The following is a 19,418-nucleotide window of genomic DNA, read 5'->3' on the forward strand; positions in this document are numbered from 1 at the left end:
CGGCCGGTTGCACAAAGACCGGCGGGTGGTTTCCACTGGCTGGTCGGTGGCTTCTCAGTGAAAGTCTCGGCTACGCACCTTCATGCCCGTCAACAGTTCGCCGAGATCCTCTAGCCGCCGGGCAATCACATGGCGCACGCCTTCGCGTGCTTCAAACTGCCCGTGCACCATCAACAACTCGGAACCGACCAGCACCTTGCGCTGGCGGTCCGCGAGATCCCGCCAGACCACCACATTGATCATGCCGAACTCATCTTCCAGCGTGACGAAGGTGACGCCACTGGCAGTGCCGGGGCGCTGCCGCCCGACCACCAACCCCGCTACCCGAACCGGACGGTCCGGCTCGTGCTGCAACAGATCGCGCGAGCTGCGGCAGCGCCGGCTGCTCAGCTCGGCCCGTAACAAGCGCAGCGGATGCGGGCCCAGGGTTGTACCCAGCGTGGCGTAATCGGCCTGCATGTCTTCGGCAACGCTGGGCGTTGGAATCGACGCGGCGGCTTCCTGCGGCGCCCGCTGCCCGCCAAACAGAGCCAATTGCGGCTCGACGCCAGCCACCGCCCAGCGGGCGCGAAAACGACCGCCTGCCAGACCGCGCAAGGCTCCGGAATCGGCCAATTGGGCGCGCGCCCGATTACCCAATGCCGCACGCTGCACCAGATCAGCCACATCAAGGAAGGCCTGTTGCTTGCGGGCGGCGACCAGCCGCAGGGCATCTTCTTCACAAAAGCCCTTTATCTGTCGCAAGCCCAGACGAATCGCCGGTTGCTCGGTCTGCGCCGGCTCCAGGGTGCAATCCCAATCACTGTGCTGTACATCCACCGGACGCGTCTCGATATTGTGCCGCCGCGCATCCTGCAGCAGCTGATCGGGACTGTAAAAGCCCATCGGCCAACTATTGACCAACGCGCAGGTAAAGGCCGCTGGCTCATGGCACTTCAGCCAGCAACTGGCGTAGGTCAGCAGAGCAAAGCTGGCGGCATGCGACTCAGGGAAACCGTAACTGCCAAAACCTTTGATCTGCTCGAAAATGCGCGCGGCAAACTCGGCGCTGTAACCACGCTCCAGCATGCCTTCGGCCAGGCGCTGGCGGTGTGGCTCCAGCCCACCGGTACGCTTCCAGGCCGCCATGGAGCGACGCAACTGGTCAGCCTCGCCAGGGCTGTAACCGGCAGCCACAATGGCCAGCTCCATCACCTGCTCCTGAAACAGCGGCACGCCCAGAGTGCGGGCGAACACCTTCTTGAGCTCTTCGGAAGGATAAACCACCGGCTCTTCTCCATTACGCCGGCGCAGGTAGGGATGCACCATGTCGCCCTGAATCGGGCCGGGGCGCACTATCGCCACTTCGATAACCAGATCATAAAAGGTGCGCGGACGCAGACGGGGTAACATGGCCATCTGCGCGCGCGACTCGATCTGGAACACGCCTATGGTGTCGGCGCGGCTGATCATCTCGTAGGTGGGGCGGTCTTCGGCAGGAATACTGGCCAGCGTCAGGTCCAGATTGCGGTAATGCCGCAGCAGATCAAAACAGCGGCGCAGGGCGCTGAGCATACCCAGGGCCAATATATCGACCTTGAGCAGCCCCACGGCGTCCAGGTCATCCTTGTCCCATTGCACCACGGTGCGCTCGGCCATGCTGGCGTTCTCTACCGGCACCAGAGTATGCAGCGGCGCCTCGGAAATAACGAAACCACCCGGATGCTGCGACAAGTGCCGCGGGAAACCCACCAACTCGCCGGCCAGCGTCAGCACTCTGTGCAGCAGCGGATTGTTGGCATCAAAGCCCGCTTCAGCCAGGCGCGCGGCATCGGGTATCTTGCTGGTCCAGCGTCCGCAGCAGCGCGCCAGCTGGTCTATCTGATCCCCCGGCAGCCCCAGCACCCGCGCCACATCGCGCACGGCGCCAGCGGCGTGGTAGGTATTGGCCACGGCCGTCAGCGCGGCACGCTCGCGCCCGTAACGGCGGAACACATACTGGATGACTTCTTCACGGCGCTCGTGTTCGAAATCCACATCGATGTCCGGCGGCTCGTCGCGTTCGCGGGAAATGAAACGCTCAAACAGCAGATTGCTGTGTACCGGATTGATCTCGGTAATCCCCAGCGCGTAACACACCGCCGAGTTGGCCGCCGAGCCGCGGCCCTGGCAGAGAATCTTCTGGCGGCGGGCGTAATCGACTATATCGTGCACGGTGAGAAAGTAGCTGTCATAGCCCTTCTCGGCGATCAGCTGCAGCTCCTTGTCGATCTGCGCTGCCACCTTATCGGTAACCCCATCGGGCCAACGCCAATGCATGCCGCGCTGCGTCAGCTCGCGCAACCAACTGGCAGCGGTATGCCCATCAGGCACTACCTCGTGCGGGTACTGATAGCGCAACTGGCGAAGGTCAAAATGGCAACGATCGGCTATGCGCAGACTTTCCGCCAACAATGCTGGCGGATAGATTGCCTGTAGCACTGCCAGGCTGCGCAGATGCCGCTCGCCATTGGCGAACAGGCGATGGCCAGCTTCCATGACAGTACAGCGATGACGAATGGCGGTCATGCTGTCCTGCAACGCGCGGCGACCACGGGCATGCATGTGTACATCCCCGCTGGCGACACAGGGCAATCCCAGACGGGCGCCAAGCCCCTGCAACTGATCCAGCCGGCGCGCGTCATCCTGGCTACGGTGCAGTTCTACCGCCAGCCAGAGACGCTCGGCAAAGTGCTCGGCAAGCCAGCGGCCCTCGGCTTCATTCGGCTCATCAGCAGGCAACCAGAGCGCCAGAAGGCCTTGCACATCATGGGCAAAATCCTCCGCCAGCAGGCGGTACTCGCCTTTATCTGCACGCCGACGCGCCAGGGTCAGCAGACGGCATAGATTCTGATAACCGCCCAGGTTCTGCACCAGCAACACCAGCCTGGGGCCGTTCTCTATCTGCACTTCGCTGCCTACGATCAGCTTGAGCTCGCTTGCCTGCGCGGCCTGCCAGGCGCGCACAATGCCGGCAAGACTTCCCTCATCGGTAATCGCCAGGGCGCGATAGCCGTGCAGCTTGGCGCGCTCGAACAACTCCTGCGCACTGGAGGCGCCGCGCTGGAAACTGAAGTTGGAGAGGCAATGCAGCTCGGCATACTCAACTGTCATGCGAACCACCCGTGCACCCAGAGCGGGCCTGTCTGACCGGCGCCATGGAAGGCCCAGGCACGTCGCCCATCGCGGGTTTCGATCAGATAATAATCGCGGCGGGTATCACCACCATCCCACCAACCCGATTCTATCCGCTCGGGGCCGCAGAGAATGCGCGGAAACAGATCATCCAGCAGCTGAGGCTCGTGCAACAGCCAGCCCGGCCGCGACACCTGACTGGTGGCTGGCTGCCTGCCATGGTTCGGCACGCCACTCCAGGCGTGCTCCGGCCGATGGTCGGCACAGAGCGCTACGCCTTGCACTGCATCATCCCCCAGGCGCGCGCGCAGACGTTCGCGTAGCTGCTCCCAGGGCAGAGACTGCTGAGGCCGCTCGACAAACAGCTCGGCGGCGGCCGGAACAAAATGCGGCAACTCCTCAGCCCACAAAGCAAAGGCCTGCACCGGAGCGCGCAACTGCACCGCCTCCAGTCGACCGCGCGCCAGCTCGAACAGCATGCCTGCTTGACGTTCAGCGCTGAGCAGGCCCACCGGCACTTGAGTAGGTTCTCCCTCACGGTGCTCCAGCCACATGACAAAGCGCTGCACCCCGCAATCGCGCCCGGCCAGAAAGGCCGAGAGATCGGCCGTCAGCCGGCGCAGCGGAAACAGCAGCGAGGCAATGGACTCCACGTCAAAATTGAACTCTACCCGGCCAGCAAAATGATCCGGCGGCAGGTAGCAACCCAGCGCCAAGGGGTGCAGCCCCTGCAAGATATCCAGATGATCCAGCAGGCTGGGTGGGAATCGTCTGGCCAGACTGGCCCGCGGCAAAGCCAGGACCTGGCGCAGCTGTCGCAAGCCCATACGCGCCAGCGCAGCGGCCAGCTCAGGGGCAAAACCGCTGCGACTGACCGGCAGATCGGGCAGATACTGCGCCCATTGCGCCTCATCCAGCGCCAAACCGTCAGCCACGTTGACCAGCACGCGCGCCGCCAGGGCATTAGGCGCCAGCGCAATACGATGGCTAAAACCCAGCTCGTGCAGGTCCTCGCGCAAGCGAGCTTCAAACCGCGACCAGGGACCAAACAGCGCCATGCTCGACTCCACCTCCAGCAAGAGCGCACGCGGATAATCGAGGCTGACATGCGCGCTGAACTGATAGGCCCAACTGGCGAGAAAACGCTGCCAGTAATCAATCTGCTCGGCGTCATGTTCGGCACAGGCAAAATCGTCACTCAGCGCGCGAGCTGCGGTGAGGGTCTGCCCGGCGCGCAAGCCCAGCTCGCGCGCTGCCGGGCTGACCGCCTGCAGCACTCGCCGTTGCGGCGGCCCGCTCAACAGCACCAGCGGCTGCAGGGGATCCTCACGGGTGCGCAATTGCGCATCCAGTGCCAGCTGTGGGAACAGAATACAGGCCCAGCGCATACCTGGCTCAGTGCCCCAGCAGCAAGGGGGCGGCAGGCGGCAAGCCGCCACGGCATTTGAGTACGCGCAGCTGGGGTGGTTGCAGCTCCAGCAACAAGCGCAAGGCCGCCGGCGAGGCGTTGACCGCTTCGCGCTGCGATCGCAGGACGAAAGCCAGAGTGTCGCCCGCCTCTGCCGCTACCTGCAGGCGACGCAGCGCGCGGTCATCTGCTCGCTCCGGCCAGCACAGCACAGCCCCACAGCTGCCGGAGCGCAGACACTGCTCGGCGGCCCAGAGAGCATCACGACCGCTGGTTTGAATAATCGACAGACGCGCCAAGGTCACGCCGGCCTGTACCCAGGCTGGCGCAAAGGGGATGGCAGGCGGCGCCACCAATACCAGGCGTTCGCCCTGCTCAGACAAGCGGGCCAGGGTAGGCCAGAGCAGCTGCAACTCACCACTGCCCAGGGTCGGCAGCAGGATTTCATTGAGTGCTGCCGACTGCCAACCACCACTGGGCAGCCCAGCATCCAGTGCGGCATGACCCGTTGGTTGCGTTCTGGTTGGCGGCACCTCCTGTCGGCCACGCCAGACGCGCCGCTGCTGCAACAGACTATCGAGCGCAACAACCGAGCCCATCGCTCATCCTCCTGACAGGAAATCAAAATAAACTGTATATGCATACAGCATATTTTACTCCCTTGCGGGGGGTCAACCGCTAAACGGCAGGCGCGACGAATGGGCGCCCAGCGATGCGCCAAAGGCTACAGACAGTACAAGGAATTCAGATCAGACCGAACGCTGAGCCAGCCACTCAAGATCCTCGGGACGAGTGATCTTGATATTGTCCGCACGGCCTTCCACCAGCAGCGGTGCCTGGCCGGCCCACTCCATGGCGGAGGCTTCATCGGTGATATTGGCACCGGCGGCCAATGCATCGGACAAAGCCTGCTGCAATGCCCCCAGGCGGAACATCTGCGGTGTGTAGGCCTGCCAGAACAGCGTGCGATCCGGCGTAGCCGTCACGCGACCATCGCTACCCACCTGCTTGAGGGTGTCGCGCACCGGCACTGCCAGCAGCCCGCCCACCGGGTCCTTCGCCAGCCGTTGCAGCAGGCGCTGCAGATCCGACTCGGCCAGGTTGGGACGCGCGGCATCGTGCACCAGCACCCAGTCGCTATCCGCCGCGCCCAGTTCACGCAGCGTCGCCAACCCGCTGAGCACCGAATCGGCGCGTTCGCGGCCACCGGCAGCGCGGGTGATACGGCTATCGTTCGCACAGGACAACGCCGGCCACCAGCTGTCAGTGGGCGACAATGAAACCACCAGACCACGCAAGCCGGGCTGGTCGAGAAAACAATCGAGAGTGTGTTCAATCAGGGTGCGCTCACCCCAGAGAAGGTACTGCTTGGGACGGTCGGCCTGCATCCGCGAGCCTACGCCGGCCGCTGGCACCACCACCCAGAAAGGAAGCGTCACGGCACTATTCGCCGCTCAACTGAAACAGGGTTTCACCCTGCTTGACCATGCCCAGCTCATGCCGGGCACGCTCTTCAACCGTTTCTACTCCCTGCTTGAGTTCGATCACTTCAGCCGCCAGCACGCGATTGCGCTCCAGCAGCTCTTCGTTCTCGCTCTCCTGGCTGGCAATCTGCTGCTTGAGCTGTGCTACATGGGCCAGACTGCCCTCGCCTACCCACAGACGATATTGCAGACCCGCCAGCAACACCAGAACACTCAGCCACAGCCATTTCACGATATCGATACTCCTGCAGGGCAGGCAGAGCGCCTGCCAGGCGGTGAAAAACAGCTTTTCAACAGCCTGGCACAGCCATTCTGCCTACTATCAACCGCGGAATTCAGCGCGGCCCTTGTAAGGCGCCTGGCCAGCCAGTTGCTCTTCAATGCGCAGCAGCTGATTGTACTTGGAGACGCGGTCGGAACGGCACAGCGAGCCAGTCTTGATCTGACCGGCGGCAGTTCCTACTGCCAGATCGGCAATGGTGCTGTCTTCGGTCTCACCGGAGCGGTGCGAGATAACCGCAGTAAATCCGGCGGCCTTGGCCATCTGAATGGCTTCCAGGGTTTCGGTCAACGAACCGATCTGGTTGAACTTGATCAGGATGGAGTTACCGATCTGCTCGTCGATGCCGCGCTTGAGAATCTTGGTGTTGGTCACAAACAGATCGTCACCGACCAGCTGTACCTTGTCGCCGATCTTGTCGGTCAGGACTTTCCAGCCAGCCCAGTCGGACTCATCCATGCCGTCTTCAATGGAGATGATCGGATAGCGCTGCGACAGGCCTGCCAGATAATCGGCAAAACCGGCGGCGTCGAACACCTGACCTTCGCCGGCCAGATCGTACTTGCCGTCCTTGTAGAACTCGCTGGAGGCGCAATCCAATGCCAGGGTAACGTCATCGCCCAGGGTATAACCGGCGTTGGCAACCGCTTCGGCGATAGCGGCCAGAGCGTCTTCATTGGACGCCAGGTTGGGCGCAAAACCGCCTTCGTCACCGACTGCGGTGCTCAGACCACGCGCCTTGAGTACAGCCTTGAGGTGATGGAATATCTCCGCACCCATACGCAGGGCCTCGGCAAAGTTCTTGGCGCCAACCGGCTGCACCATGAACTCCTGAATATCAACATTGTTGTCGGCGTGCTCGCCACCGTTGATGATGTTCATCATCGGAACCGGCATGGAGTAGACGCCGGGGGTGCCGTTCAGATCAGCGATGTGCGCGTACAACGGCACGCCCTTGGCCTGCGCAGCGGCCTTGGCAGCCGCCAGCGAGACAGCGAGGATGGCGTTGGCGCCCAATGTGGCTTTGTTCTCGGTACCGTCCAGCTCGATCATGGCGCGATCCAGCTCAACCTGCGCCGTGGCATCACGGCCAACCAGCAATTCGCGGATGGGGCCATTGATATTGGCAACCGCCTTGAGCACGCCCTTGCCCAGGTAACGGCTCTTGTCGCCGTCACGCAGCTCCAGCGCTTCACGCGAACCGGTCGAGGCACCAGAAGGAGCGCAGGCACTCCCAACAATGCCGCCTTCCAGAATCACGTCCGCCTCAACGGTGGGGTTACCGCGCGAGTCGAGGACTTCGCGGCCTTTGATATCAATGATTTTTGCCATCTTTACTTGCTAGCTCCATGTAATGGGGTAATCGGATAAAGGCGCAGTTCAAGCGGTTTCCAGTTCCGGGAAGCCCTTGATCAGGTCATCAAGCTGTTTCAGCTGGGTCAGGAAAGGCTCCAGCTTGTCCAGACGCAAGGCACAGGGGCCATCGCATTTGGCATTGTCGGGGTCGGGGTGCGCTTCGAGAAACAGCCCGGCCAGGCCCTGGCTCATGCCGGCCTTGGCCAGATCGGTCACCTGGGCGCGACGGCCGCCGGCGGAATCACTGCGCCCACCGGGCTGCTGCAGGGCGTGGGTCACGTCAAAGAATACCGGGTATTCAAATTGCTTCATGATGCCGAAGCCCAGCATGTCGACCACCAGATTGTTGTAGCCGAAACTGGAGCCGCGCTCGCAGAGCACCAGATTGCTGTTACCCGCCTCTTCGCACTTGGTCAGGATGTGTTTCATTTCCTGGGGTGCCAGAAACTGGGCTTTCTTGATATTGATCACCGCGTTGGTCTTGGCCATAGCCACTACCAGATCGGTCTGGCGGGACAGGAAAGCGGGCAATTGAATGATGTCGCAAACTTCGGCTACCGGCGCTGCCTGATGCGGCTCGTGCACATCGGTAATCACCGGCACATTGAAGGTACGCTTGATCTCTTCGAAGATCTTCAGCCCCTCTTCCATGCCAGGGCCGCGATAGGAGTTGATCGAGGAACGGTTGGCCTTGTCGAAGCTAGCCTTGAACACGTAAGGGATGCCGAGCTTCTCCGTCACCTTCACGTACTCTTCGCAGATCTGCATGGCCAGATCGCGGGACTCCAGCACATTCATGCCGCCAAACAGCACGAAGGGTTTGTCGTTCGCCATCTCGATGTTGCCAACCCGCACGATTTTCTGTGCCATAGCCTTATCGCTTCCTCAGGATTTACTTGCGTGCTGCTTCAGTGCCGCACCGACGAAGCCACTGAACAGCGGGTGACCATAGCGCGGCGTGGAGGTAAATTCAGGGTGGAACTGGCAAGCCACGAACCAGGGATGGTCCGCCACCTCGACCACTTCGACCAGCGCGCCATCGACCGAGCGACCGGAAATGTTCAAGCCGCCGGCCTGAAGATCGGGCAACAGGTTGTTGTTGACCTCATAACGGTGACGGTGACGCTCGACGATCACATCCTTGCCGTAGCAGTCATGCGCCTTGGAACCCACCTCCAGAGCACATTCCTGGCCGCCCAGACGCATGGTGCCGCCCAGGTCGGAGGCTTCGGTGCGAGTCTGCATTTCGCCGGTAGCGGTCTGCCATTCGGTAATCAGACCCACGACCGGGTGCTTGGACGTCTTGTCGAACTCGGTGGAGTTGGCGTCATCCCAGCCCAGCACGTTGCGCGCATATTCGATCACGGCCACTTGCATGCCCAGGCAGATGCCCAGGTAAGGAATCTTGTTTTCACGGGCGTAACGTACGGCGGCAATCTTGCCTTCCACGCCGCGCGAGCCGAAGCCGCCGGGGACCAGGATGGCATCAACGTCTTCCAGCAGCGCGGTGCCCTGCTGCTCGATGTTCTCGGAGTCGATATAACGCAGGTTGACCTTGGTACGGCTCTGGATACCGGCATGGCTCAGCGCTTCGATCAGCGACTTGTAGGCATCCAGTAACTCCATGTACTTGCCGACCATGGCGATGGTGACTTCATGCTCGGGATTGAGCTTGGCATCAACCACGCGCTCCCACTCGGACAGATCGGCACCGCCGCATTCCAGGCCAAAGCGCTCGACCACGAAGTCATCCAGGCCCTGGGCGTGCAGAACGGACGGAATCTTGAAGATGGTATCCACGTCTTCCAGGCCGATGACAGCACGCTCTTCCACGTTGGTGAACAGCGCGATCTTGCGGCGCGATGACAGGTCGATCGGGTGGTCGGAGCGGCAGATCAGCACATCGGGCTGCAGGCCGATGGAGCGCAGCTCCTTTACCGAGTGCTGGGTAGGTTTGGTCTTGGTTTCGCCGGCAGTGGCAATGTAGGGCACCAGCGTCAGGTGCATCAGCATGGCGCGTTTGGCGCCCACTTCTACGCGCAATTGACGAATCGCCTCCAGAAACGGCTGCGACTCGATATCACCCACAGTACCGCCGATTTCAACCAGGGCTACGTCGGCATCGCCGGCACCCTTGATGATACGGCTCTTGATTTCATCGGTGATGTGCGGAATGACCTGAATGGTCGCGCCCAGATAATCACCGCGCCGCTCCTTGCGCAGTACATCCTCATAGACCCGGCCGGTAGTAAAGTTATTGGCTCGGCTCATGGTCGCGTTGACGAAACGCTCGTAATGGCCCAGGTCAAGATCGGTCTCGGCACCATCGTGGGTAACAAAGACTTCACCGTGCTGGAACGGACTCATGGTACCGGGATCCACGTTGATGTAAGGATCCAGCTTGAGCATGGTGATCTTGAGGCCACGAGCCTCCAGAATCGCCGCCAGGGAGGCCGAGGCGATACCCTTACCCAAAGAAGATACAACACCACCCGTGACGAAGATGTAGCGCGTCATGAAAAACCCATAGATTGAACTGTTAAGCGGCCAATGTGCCGCGGGGAATCGAAGGGAGTCCGCAGAAGCAGGAGGCGCTTCCAAAGTCTCGTCAAGATGGGAAGTCAGGATACCAGACAGCCCCGACTTGCTCAATCCGAAACAGGCTCCCAACTCACCGTAAAACCGCTTTGCCACGCATCCGTCGGAGCCGTATCAGCGTTCCAGCGGCCGCCCACCGAGACCAGCTCGTCGCCGCAGTATAGCAAGGGTACGCACGGACGCAGCCAGACGGGTATCTGCGCCTGTTGAAACAGCTCTTTCAGCGACTTGTTACCCAGCACCGGCAAGCGAATCTGCTCACCGCCTTGGCGATAGGCGATATGCCAGGGGCCGCCCGCAGCCGGCAAAGCGCCACAGCGCAGGCAACCATTGCCCGCTGCCAATACTTGCAAGTGAGGGGAGCTCAACGGCTCTGGCGTGCCGGCCTGCGGCCAAGCAGCAGGCACATACCACAATCGACCTGACGAACGGTAAAGTCGATAGCTACCCAGATCGAGCTGCGGCTGGCCATCGGCGGCGGCAGTCAGCTGGCTCAGCCAGGCATCCAGCCGCCGCGAGCCCGGCAGCTGTACGCCCTGCTCTGCCAGCCAGTAACGCAGCAAATTGCGTTGCCGCGCGAGAGACAGACTGCAGAACCTATCTACGTTCAGACTGGACCAGCACGCCAGCCAAGGCTCGGCAAGCGGCGTTGCCACTGCAGCCAGATCTTCGGCGGCACGCTCATCCAGCAGCTCATTGGCCTCGCTCGCATGCGCCGTCAGACGCAGCAGATTCTGCTCGGCCTGCGGCCAACCCCGGCGCAGCATGGGCAGCAGCTCATGGCGTAGTGCGGTGCGGGCAAAGCGCGCATCCTGATTGGCCGGGTCTTCAATCCAGCGCAGCCCCTGCGCCTGCGCCCATGGCTGCAGCGCCGCTCGCGGCCAACTCAACAGGGGACGGAACAATGCACCAGTAGCCAGCGAGCGCCGCTGCGGCATGCCCGCCAGGCCGCGCAGGCCGGTGCCGCGCAACATGCGAAACAGCAGGGTTTCCAGCTGATCATCGGCGTGATGGGCCAGCAGCAAGATGGCGCCAGGCGCTAGCGCAGCGGCAAAGGCCTGATAACGCGCCTGGCGCGCGGCGTCTTCGATACTGGGCCCAGGGGGTAGTTGCACCCGCACGACCTGCAGGAATACACCGCGGGCGGCACACTCATCCGCGCAGAACTGCGCCCAGGCGTCGGCCTCGGCGCTCAAGCCGTGATGCACATGAATGGCGGAAAAAGGAGGAATGCTCTGCTGCTCGCGTAGCTGCACCAGCGCCTCGAGCAACACCATGGAATCGAGCCCGCCCGACAAACCCAGTAGCCAGGCCGGTGCATCCATGCAGGAGCCGAGCTGCTGCTGCAGCCCCTGCAGGGTCAGCATCTTACTTGATACCGAAAGCCATCAGACGCTCGTAGCGGCTTTCCAGCAGGTCGTCATCCGACAGCGCCTGCAGCTTGTCGAGCTGCTTCAGCAATTGCGCCTTGATGCGGTCTGCGGTTTCCTGCACAGCGCGATGCGCGCCGCCCAATGGCTCGGCAATCAAGGTATCGACCAGCCCCAGTTCCTTCAGGCGAGCCGCAGTGATGCCCATGGCTTCGGCTGCATCGGAGGCACGTTCGGCGCTCTTCCACAGAATCGAAGCGCAGCCTTCAGGCGAGATCACCGCGTAGGTGGAATACTGCAACATCATCAGATGGTCACAGACACCAATGGCAAGCGCGCCACCCGAGCCGCCTTCGCCGATGACAGTGGCAATGATTGGTGTCTTCAGCCGCGCCATTACCTGCAGATTCCAGGCGATGGCTTCGCTCTGGCCGCGCTCCTCGGCATCAATACCGGGGTAGGCGCCGGGCGTGTCGATAAAGGTGACGATGGGCATCTTGAAGCGTTCGGCCATTTCCATCAGACGGCAGGCCTTGCGGTAGCCTTCGGGCTTGGGCATGCCGAAGTTGCGGCGTACCTTTTCCTTCACGTCACGGCCTTTCTGGTGGCCGATGACCATCACCGGGCGGCCATCCAGACGGGCAATACCACCCACAATGGCGGCATCATCGGAAAAGTGCCGATCGCCATGCAGCTCTTCAAAGTCGGTGAAGATCGCCTTGATGTAATCCAGCGTATAGGGCCGCTGCGGATGGCGTGCCATCTGCGCAATCTGCCAGCTGCTCAGGTTGCCGAAAATGCTCTCGGTCAGCGATCTGCTCTTATCCTGCAGCTTGGTGATTTCTTCGGTGATATTCAGCGAATTGTCACTACCGACCAGACGCAACTCTTCGATCTTGGCCTGCAGATCAGCGATTGGCTGTTCAAACTCCAGGTATTTCTGGCTGTTGCTCATAGGCATCCATCATCCGCTTTCGCCCGGCTCGGGCATCCAAATTTTGTTTTTTACCTTACGGGATTGGCGGGCGCCCGTCGAGCACCCCCATTCCTGTCATCTGTAGTGCAGGGAGACGCTGTCTTTGCCCAACTGGTCACGCAAACTCTGCACCAGATCGTCCGCAGGTTCCACCCGCCACTGCTCACCCAGGCGCAGCAGCGCCGAGGCATCCGGACGTTGCAGCTCGACGGTGACGGCACAGCCGCCACGATACTGCTGCAGCAGCCCGGCCATCTTGCACAAGGCATCGTCGCCGTGTCGTGCGGTGTCCAGGCGCACACGCACGCTGTCGAGCAGACTGGTGCGCGCGTCCTCCAGGCTCATAACCCGCTTGGCACGCAGGCGCAATCCGCCGGAAAAATCATCCTGCGCCACCTCGCCCTCGACCACCAGCAAAGCATCCTTCTGCAGCAATGCCTGCGCATTCTGATAAGCCTCGGCAAACAATGAGACCTCGATTCGCGCCGAACGATCATCCAGGGTGACAAAACCCACCTTGTCGCCGCGCTTGCTCTTCATCACCCGCAGATCGAATACCAGACCGGCAATGGTCTGGCTTTCACGCGACGGCTTGAGATCAAGAATGCGCTGACGGGCAAAACGACGGATTTCACGCTCGTACTCGTCAATCGGGTGACCGGTCAGATACAGGCCCAGCGTATCCTTCTCGCCGCGCAGGCGTTCCTTGAAGGTCCACTCCCGCGCCTTGCGATAGGGCTCGTAGACATCCCGCGCGGTGGAAGGGCCAAGCAACTCGCCAAAGAGATCATCGTGACCACTGTCGGCGCTCTTGGCAGTCTGCTCGGCCGAGGCCATGGCCTCTTCCATTGCCGCCATCAGCGCGGCGCGGTTGCGATCGACCTGTTTCAGGTAGACCACCTCATCGGCGTCATAAAAAGGCCCCAGCGTATCCAGCGCCCCGGAGCGAATCAGCGCTTCCATCACCCGCTTGTTGATGCGCTTGTGATCGACCTTGGCGCAGAAATCAAACAGATCGACGAAGGGCTCTCCCTGCGCACGGGTCTGCACTATGGTTTCTACCGGGCCTTCACCCACGCCCTTGATCGCGCCAAGACCGTAGACCACATCACCGGCCTCATCGACGGTGAACTTGTATTCCGACACGTTCACGTTCGGCGGCTGGATGCGCAGCTTCATGCTGCGGCACTCTTCGATCAGCGTCACTACCTTGTCGGTATTGTGCATATCCGCCGAGAGTACGGCCGCCATGAAGGGCGCCGGGTAATGCGCCTTCAGCCAGGCGGTCTGATAGGACACCAGGCCGTAGGCTGCGGAGTGCGACTTGTTGAAGCCGTAGCCGGCGAACTTTTCTACCAGGTCGAAGATGTTGCCGGCCAGGTCAGCATCAATGTTGTTGCTGGCGCAGCCGTCGATGAAACCGCCGCGCTGCTTGGCCATTTCCTCGGGCTTTTTCTTACCCATGGCGCGACGCAGCATGTCCGCCTCGCCCAGAGTGTAGCGCGCCATCACCTGGGCAATCTGCATTACCTGTTCCTGATACAGGATGATGCCGTAGGTAGGCTTGAGCACGGGCTCCAGCCCGGCGTACTGATAATTGGGGTGCGGGTAGGAGACCTCTTCGCGGCCGTGCTTGCGGTTGATGAAGTCGTCCACCATGCCCGACTGCAGCGGGCCGGGGCGGAACAACGCCACCAGTGCGATCATGTCTTCCAGGCAGTCCGGCTTGAGCTTTTTGATCAGCTCCTTCATGCCGCGTGATTCAAGCTGGAAAACCGCTGTAGTCTCGGCTTTTTGCAGCATGTGATAGGTGGGCGCGTCATCCAGCGGGATGAAGTCGATATTGACCGGCTCCAGTCCGTTCTTGGCCTGCTCGCGGTTGATGGTTTCCATCGCCCACTTGATGATGGTCAGGGTACGCAGACCCAGGAAGTCGAACTTCACCAGACCGGCGGCTTCAACATCGTCCTTGTCGAACTGGGTCACCAGACCGCCACCGGCCTCGTCGCAATAGAGCGGCGAAAAGTCGGTCAGCTTGGTGGGCGCAATCACCACGCCCCCCGCGTGCTTGCCAACGTTGCGGGTAATGCCCTCCAGCTTGAGCGCCATATCCCAGATTTCCTGGGCCTCTTCATCACCGCTCAGAAAATCGCGCAGGATCTCTTCCTGCTCATAGGCCTTGGCCAGCGTCATGCCCACTTCGAAGGGAATCATCTTCGACAGCTTATCGGCCAGACCGTAGGACTTGCCCTGCACCCGCGCCACATCGCGCACTACGGCCTTGGCGGCCATGGTGCCGAAGGTGATGATCTGCGATACCGCGTTACGGCCGTACATGTCGGCTACATACTCGATGACCCGGTCGCGACCTTCCATACAGAAGTCGACATCAAAGTCGGGCATGGATACCCGCTCCGGGTTGAGGAAGCGCTCGAACAGCAGGTCGTAGGCCAGGGGATCCAAGTCGGTAATCAACAGACAGTAAGCGACCAGCGAGCCCGCCCCGGAGCCACGCCCCGGCCCTACGGGTACGCCATTGCCCTTGGCCCACTTGATGAAATCCATCACGATCAGAAAGTAGCCGGGAAAGCCCATCTGATTAATGATATCCAGCTCGAAGTTCAGCCGGTCGACATAGACCTGGCGCTTGGCTTCATAGTCCGGCGTATCCGCCGGCAGGACCACCTTTAGGCGCTCTTCCAGTCCTTCGAACGAGACCTTTTTGAAGAACTCTTCGATGGTGAGACCATCAGGGATCGGAAAATCCGGGAGAAAGTGTTTACCCAGCTGCACATCAATGTTGCAGCGTTTGGCAATCTCGACCGTGTTCTCCAGCGCCTCGGGAATGTCGGCGAACAGCTCGGCCATTTCCTCTGGCGTTTTCAGGTACTGCTCTTCACTGTATTGCCGGGTGCGCCGCGGGTCACCCAACACCCGACCTTCGCCGATGCAGACGCGCGTCTCATGCGCCTCGAAATCCTCCCGGCGGATGAAGCGCACATCATTGGTAGCCACCACCGGGCAGCCCTTGCGGGCCCCGAGCGCGACGGCAGCGTGCAGATGCTCCTCGTCGTTGACGCGACTGGTGCGCTGCAACTCCAGATAGAAGCGATCAGGGAAAACGCCCATCCAGTAATCCAGCAGCTCGTCCGCCGCCTCCGGCGAGTTGGACAACAGCGCCAGACCTATCTCGCCCTCCTTCGCACCAGACAGGGCAATGACCCCTTCACTGGCTTCGGCGACCCATTCACGCCTGATGGTTACCAGGCCATTGCGCTGACCTTCGGTGTAGCCACGCGAAATCAACTCGGTCAGATTGCGGTAGCCTTCCTTGTTCATCGACAGCAGTGTCAGCCGGGTAAGCTGGCTGTCGTCCTCACCGCCCAGCACCCAGAGATCGACACCGGAAATCGGTTTGACCCCTGAGCCCATGGCCGCGCGGTAGAACTTCACCAGGCTGCACATGTTGTTCTGGTCGGTCACCGCCACGGCCGGCATGCCGGCGTCCACCACGGACTTGATCAGCGGTTTGACCTTGACCAGACCATCGACCAGGGAGTACTCGCTGTGGACACGCAGGTGAACGAAGGAAAAGCTCATATGAATCCTGTTTCAGAGGGCAAACGGCAAGACCGGTGATTGTAACTAGGGGGCAGGTTCGGGGCCAGTCGCGGTTGGCAGAAGTGCGACCTCTGGTCAGTCCACTACGACCCGCTCAGCAGACTCGCCCCCCACCACGCGCGCCAGCCAGGCTAAATGGCTAGAGCAGAACTGCGCGTACCGGAGCAAAGGAGCGGCGGTGAATCGGAGTGGCACCCAGCTCACCCAGCGCTTGCAGATGCACCGGCGTCGGATAGCCCTTGTGCTGGGCTATGCCGTAGCCGGGGTACTGCAGGTCCAGGCTGAGCATCTCGCGGTCACGCGCCACCTTCGCCAGAATGGACGCGGCGGCAATGGCGGGTACCCGGCCATCACCCTTGATCACTGGCTCGCTGCGCATGGGCAACACCGGGCAGCGGTTGCCGTCCACCAGCACCAGATCCGGCTGAATAGCCAGACCGGCAACGGCGCGCTGCATCGCCAGCATGGTCGCCTGCAAAATATTCAGCGCATCTATCTCTTCCACCTCGGCGCGCGCAATGCACCAGGCGACCGCCTGCTGCTGAATCAGCGGAAACAGTGCTTCACGCCGCGCCGCTGTCAACTTCTTGGAATCGTTCAAGCCGTCTATCGGTCGGCAGGGATCGAGAATAACCGCCGCAGTAACCACCGCGCCGCAAAGCGGACCCCGGCCCACCTCATCCACGCCGGCAATCAGCTCGCCATCAAAGCTGGCGGTCCAGTCCATGATCATCTGCGTCATGGCAAACGCCCCTTTTGCTGCAACAACTCAGCCACCGCTTGTGCCGCGGCCTGATCGGCGTCGCGGCGAAGCTCCAGATGCAGCTGCTCGAATACCGCCTGCGTCGCCTCCCGCTCCGGCGTCGGCAGCAGTCTTTCCAGCAGGGCCTCGCCCATCGCCTGAGGTGTTGCCGCGTCCTGCAGAAACTCCGGTGCGACCTCCCGGCCGGCCAGCAGATTAGGCAGCGACACATGGCCGACCTTGACCAGCCGCTTGAGAATTCTGAAGGTCAGCCCGGCCATCCGATAGGCCACCACCATGGGCCGCTTGAACAGCATGGCTTCCAGCGTAGCGGTGCCCGAAGCGATCAACACCGCATCACTGGCAGCCAGCACCTCGTGCGCCTGTCCATCGAACAAGGTCAAGGGCAGCTCTAAACCACTCTCGGCTAGAATGGCGTCCATCTGTTGACGCCGCTCGGGATTGGCGCAGGGCATGATGAACAGCAGCTTAGGTTCGCGCTGCAGACACCAGGCAGCAGTGTCGAGAAACAGGCGGCCGAGTTTACGCAGCTCGCCATTTCGGCTGCCGGGCAGCAAGGCCACTATGCGTTTATCCGGCGGCAGACCCAGCGCAGCCCGTGCGGCTTCCCGGTCGGGTTCCAGCGGAATCTGATCGGCCAGGGTGTGACCCACGCAACGCACGCTGACGCCGTGGCGCTGATAGACCTCTTCCTCGAAGGGGAAAAGCGTGAGCATCAGATCGGTGGATTGGCGAATGCCCAGTACGCGCTTCTCGCGCCAAGCCCAGACCGAGGGGCTGACATAGTGCACTGTGGCGATGCCGGCGTCGCGCAACTGCTGCTCGACATTGAGGGTGAAATCCGGCGCGTCAATGCCGATAAACACATCCGGTTGCTGACCTTTCAGATAACTGACCAGCTCACGACGCACGCGCAGCAGCTCACGCAAACGACCCAGGACTTCGACCAGGCCCATCACTGAGAGGCGCTCCATGGGCACCTGGCTCTGCATGCCCTCTGCCAGCATGCGCGGCCCACCAATGCCAATGAAGCGCGCCTGCGGAAAGCGTTGCTTGAGTGCCTTGATCAGACCCGCGCCCAGGGTATCGCCGGAAGCCTCACCGGCCACCAGCGCAATGCACAGAGGTTTGTCTGATTGCAACATCGAGGGACCCGTTCAGGTTATCGGGTGATGCCCCGAGTGGAGGCAAGGATGGAGTCGCGATAGAGCGCCACTTCCGCGAAGGTCGCAGCGGCGTCTTCCAACTCAACCAATGCATCCTTGAGCGTCAGACCCTGGCGATAGACCACCTTGTAGGCACGCCGCAATGCGGTTACCAGCTCGGCAGAGTATCCACGGCGGCGCATGCCTTCGAAGTTCATGCCATGGGCACTGGCCGGGTTGCCACCGACCATGACAAAAGCCGGAATATCCTTGAACACTGCGCTGTTGGCCGCGCTCATCGACCAGGCGCCAAGGTGGCAGAATTGGTGGACCGTGGTATAGCCACCCAGAATGGCGCCATCACCCACATGTACATGCCCGGCAATGGTCGCATTATTGGCCATGATGATGTTGTCGCCCACCACGCAGTCATGCGCCACATGCACATATGCCATCAACAGGTTGTTGCTGCCGATGCGCGTCACACCCTGATCCTGCACGGTACCGCGGTGCAGCGTACAACCCTCGCGAATGATGTTGTTGTCGCCGATTACCAGACGCGTTGGTTCACCATTGTACTTCTTGTCCTGGCACTCCTCACCGACCGAAGCAAACTGGAATATACGGTTGCCCTTGCCGATGCTGGTAGGCCCCTTGATCACCACATGGGAGCCCACCACCGTGCCGGCAGCTATCTCGACACCGGGACCAATGTAGCTCCAGGGTCCAACCTCAACGTCATCGGCCAGGCGCGCGGCCGGGTCAATAATCGCCTGAGGATGAATCCGACTCATATCTTGCGTTCCGCACAAATGATTTCTGCCGAGCAGGCTTCCTTGCCATCCACCACAGCACGGCAGGCAAATTTCCAGATGCCGCGCTTGTGGCTCAGGTAACGCGCCTCCAGTTGCAGCTGGTCACCGGGTACCACCGGCTGACGAAAGCGCAGCTTGTCGGAGCCGACGAAGTAGTAAAGCGTGCCGTCGGAAGGCTTCACACCCATCATTTTGAAACCAAGCAAACCAGCTGCCTGCGCCATGGCCTCAATGATCAATACACCCGGCATGATCGGATGTTGCGGGAAGTGGCCGTTGAAAAACGGCTCATTCACCGAGACGTTCTTGTAGGCGCGAATACTCTTGCCTTCGAGGTCCAGCTCCAATACCCGATCTACCAGCAGGAACGGGTAACGGTGGGGCAGGTATTCTTTTATTTCGTTGATATCCATGTATTCGCAGGCCTTGCTGAAAAAATATAGGCACCC

Annotated in this window: 15 protein-coding genes; all 15 read right to left on the reverse strand. The window is 61.3% G+C overall.

Annotated features, from left to right (window positions below; genetic code table 11):
• Window positions 1-54: 54 nt before the first annotated feature.
• Window positions 55-3,153: an error-prone DNA polymerase gene (locus tag V7756_RS07355; protein ID WP_335609667.1), complete on the reverse strand. Its 3,099-nt coding sequence runs from the start codon at window positions 3,151-3,153 to the stop codon at window positions 55-57.
• The gene (locus tag V7756_RS07360; protein WP_335609505.1) at window positions 3,129-4,541 is read right to left on the reverse strand and encodes a Y-family DNA polymerase; all 1,413 of its coding nucleotides are present in this window, start codon (window positions 4,539-4,541) and stop codon (window positions 3,129-3,131) included. Before V7756_RS07360 ends, V7756_RS07355 begins: the two co-directional genes overlap by 25 nt.
• 7 nt (window positions 4,542-4,548) lie before the next feature.
• Window positions 4,549-5,160, reverse strand: coding sequence for a translesion DNA synthesis-associated protein ImuA (gene imuA, locus V7756_RS07365; protein WP_335609506.1), 612 nt, complete (start codon window positions 5,158-5,160; stop codon window positions 4,549-4,551).
• Window positions 5,161-5,310: 150 nt separating this feature from the next.
• Window positions 5,311-6,000: a 2-C-methyl-D-erythritol 4-phosphate cytidylyltransferase gene (gene ispD, locus V7756_RS07370; protein ID WP_335609507.1), complete on the reverse strand. Its 690-nt coding sequence runs from the start codon at window positions 5,998-6,000 to the stop codon at window positions 5,311-5,313.
• A gap of 4 nt (window positions 6,001-6,004) precedes the next feature.
• Entirely contained in the window at window positions 6,005-6,277 is a 273-nt protein-coding gene (gene ftsB, locus V7756_RS07375) for a cell division protein FtsB (protein WP_442908972.1), read from the reverse strand.
• A 90-nt stretch (window positions 6,278-6,367) separates the two neighbouring features.
• On the reverse strand, window positions 6,368-7,657 hold the full coding sequence (gene eno / locus V7756_RS07380) for a phosphopyruvate hydratase (protein WP_335609508.1): 1,290 nt from the start codon (window positions 7,655-7,657) through the stop codon (window positions 6,368-6,370).
• Between the two features lie 48 nt (window positions 7,658-7,705).
• A complete protein-coding gene (gene kdsA / locus V7756_RS07385) occupies window positions 7,706-8,551 on the reverse strand; it encodes a 3-deoxy-8-phosphooctulonate synthase (protein ID WP_335609509.1) in 846 nt (281 codons plus the stop codon).
• A gap of 15 nt (window positions 8,552-8,566) precedes the next feature.
• The gene (locus tag V7756_RS07390) at window positions 8,567-10,198 is read right to left on the reverse strand and encodes a CTP synthase (RefSeq protein ID WP_335609510.1); all 1,632 of its coding nucleotides are present in this window, start codon (window positions 10,196-10,198) and stop codon (window positions 8,567-8,569) included.
• 131 nt (window positions 10,199-10,329) lie between these two features.
• The gene (gene tilS, locus V7756_RS07395; RefSeq protein ID WP_335609511.1) at window positions 10,330-11,646 is read right to left on the reverse strand and encodes a tRNA lysidine(34) synthetase TilS; all 1,317 of its coding nucleotides are present in this window, start codon (window positions 11,644-11,646) and stop codon (window positions 10,330-10,332) included.
• A 1-nt stretch (window position 11,647) separates the two neighbouring features.
• Window positions 11,648-12,604: an acetyl-CoA carboxylase carboxyl transferase subunit alpha gene (accA, locus tag V7756_RS07400; protein WP_335609512.1), complete on the reverse strand. Its 957-nt coding sequence runs from the start codon at window positions 12,602-12,604 to the stop codon at window positions 11,648-11,650.
• Between the two features lie 96 nt (window positions 12,605-12,700).
• Complete coding sequence (gene dnaE / locus V7756_RS07405; RefSeq protein WP_335609513.1) at window positions 12,701-16,225, reverse strand: DNA polymerase III subunit alpha; 3,525 nt, start codon at window positions 16,223-16,225, stop codon at window positions 12,701-12,703.
• A 160-nt stretch (window positions 16,226-16,385) separates the two neighbouring features.
• Complete coding sequence (rnhB, locus tag V7756_RS07410) at window positions 16,386-16,979, reverse strand: ribonuclease HII (protein ID WP_442908975.1); 594 nt, start codon at window positions 16,977-16,979, stop codon at window positions 16,386-16,388.
• A 5-nt stretch (window positions 16,980-16,984) separates the two neighbouring features.
• Window positions 16,985-18,154: a lipid-A-disaccharide synthase gene (gene lpxB / locus V7756_RS07415; RefSeq protein ID WP_335609515.1), complete on the reverse strand. Its 1,170-nt coding sequence runs from the start codon at window positions 18,152-18,154 to the stop codon at window positions 16,985-16,987.
• Between the two features lie 17 nt (window positions 18,155-18,171).
• Window positions 18,172-18,948, reverse strand: coding sequence for an acyl-ACP--UDP-N-acetylglucosamine O-acyltransferase (gene lpxA, locus V7756_RS07420; RefSeq protein WP_335609516.1), 777 nt, complete (start codon window positions 18,946-18,948; stop codon window positions 18,172-18,174).
• On the reverse strand, window positions 18,945-19,382 hold the full coding sequence (gene fabZ / locus V7756_RS07425; protein ID WP_335609517.1) for a 3-hydroxyacyl-ACP dehydratase FabZ: 438 nt from the start codon (window positions 19,380-19,382) through the stop codon (window positions 18,945-18,947). The genes lpxA and fabZ overlap by 4 nt, the downstream gene beginning before the upstream one ends.
• Window positions 19,383-19,418: the final 36 nt, after the last annotated feature.

The sequence above is a fragment of the Halopseudomonas sp. genome, from assembly GCF_036961105.1.
Classification (GTDB): Bacteria; Pseudomonadota; Gammaproteobacteria; order Pseudomonadales; family Pseudomonadaceae; genus Halopseudomonas.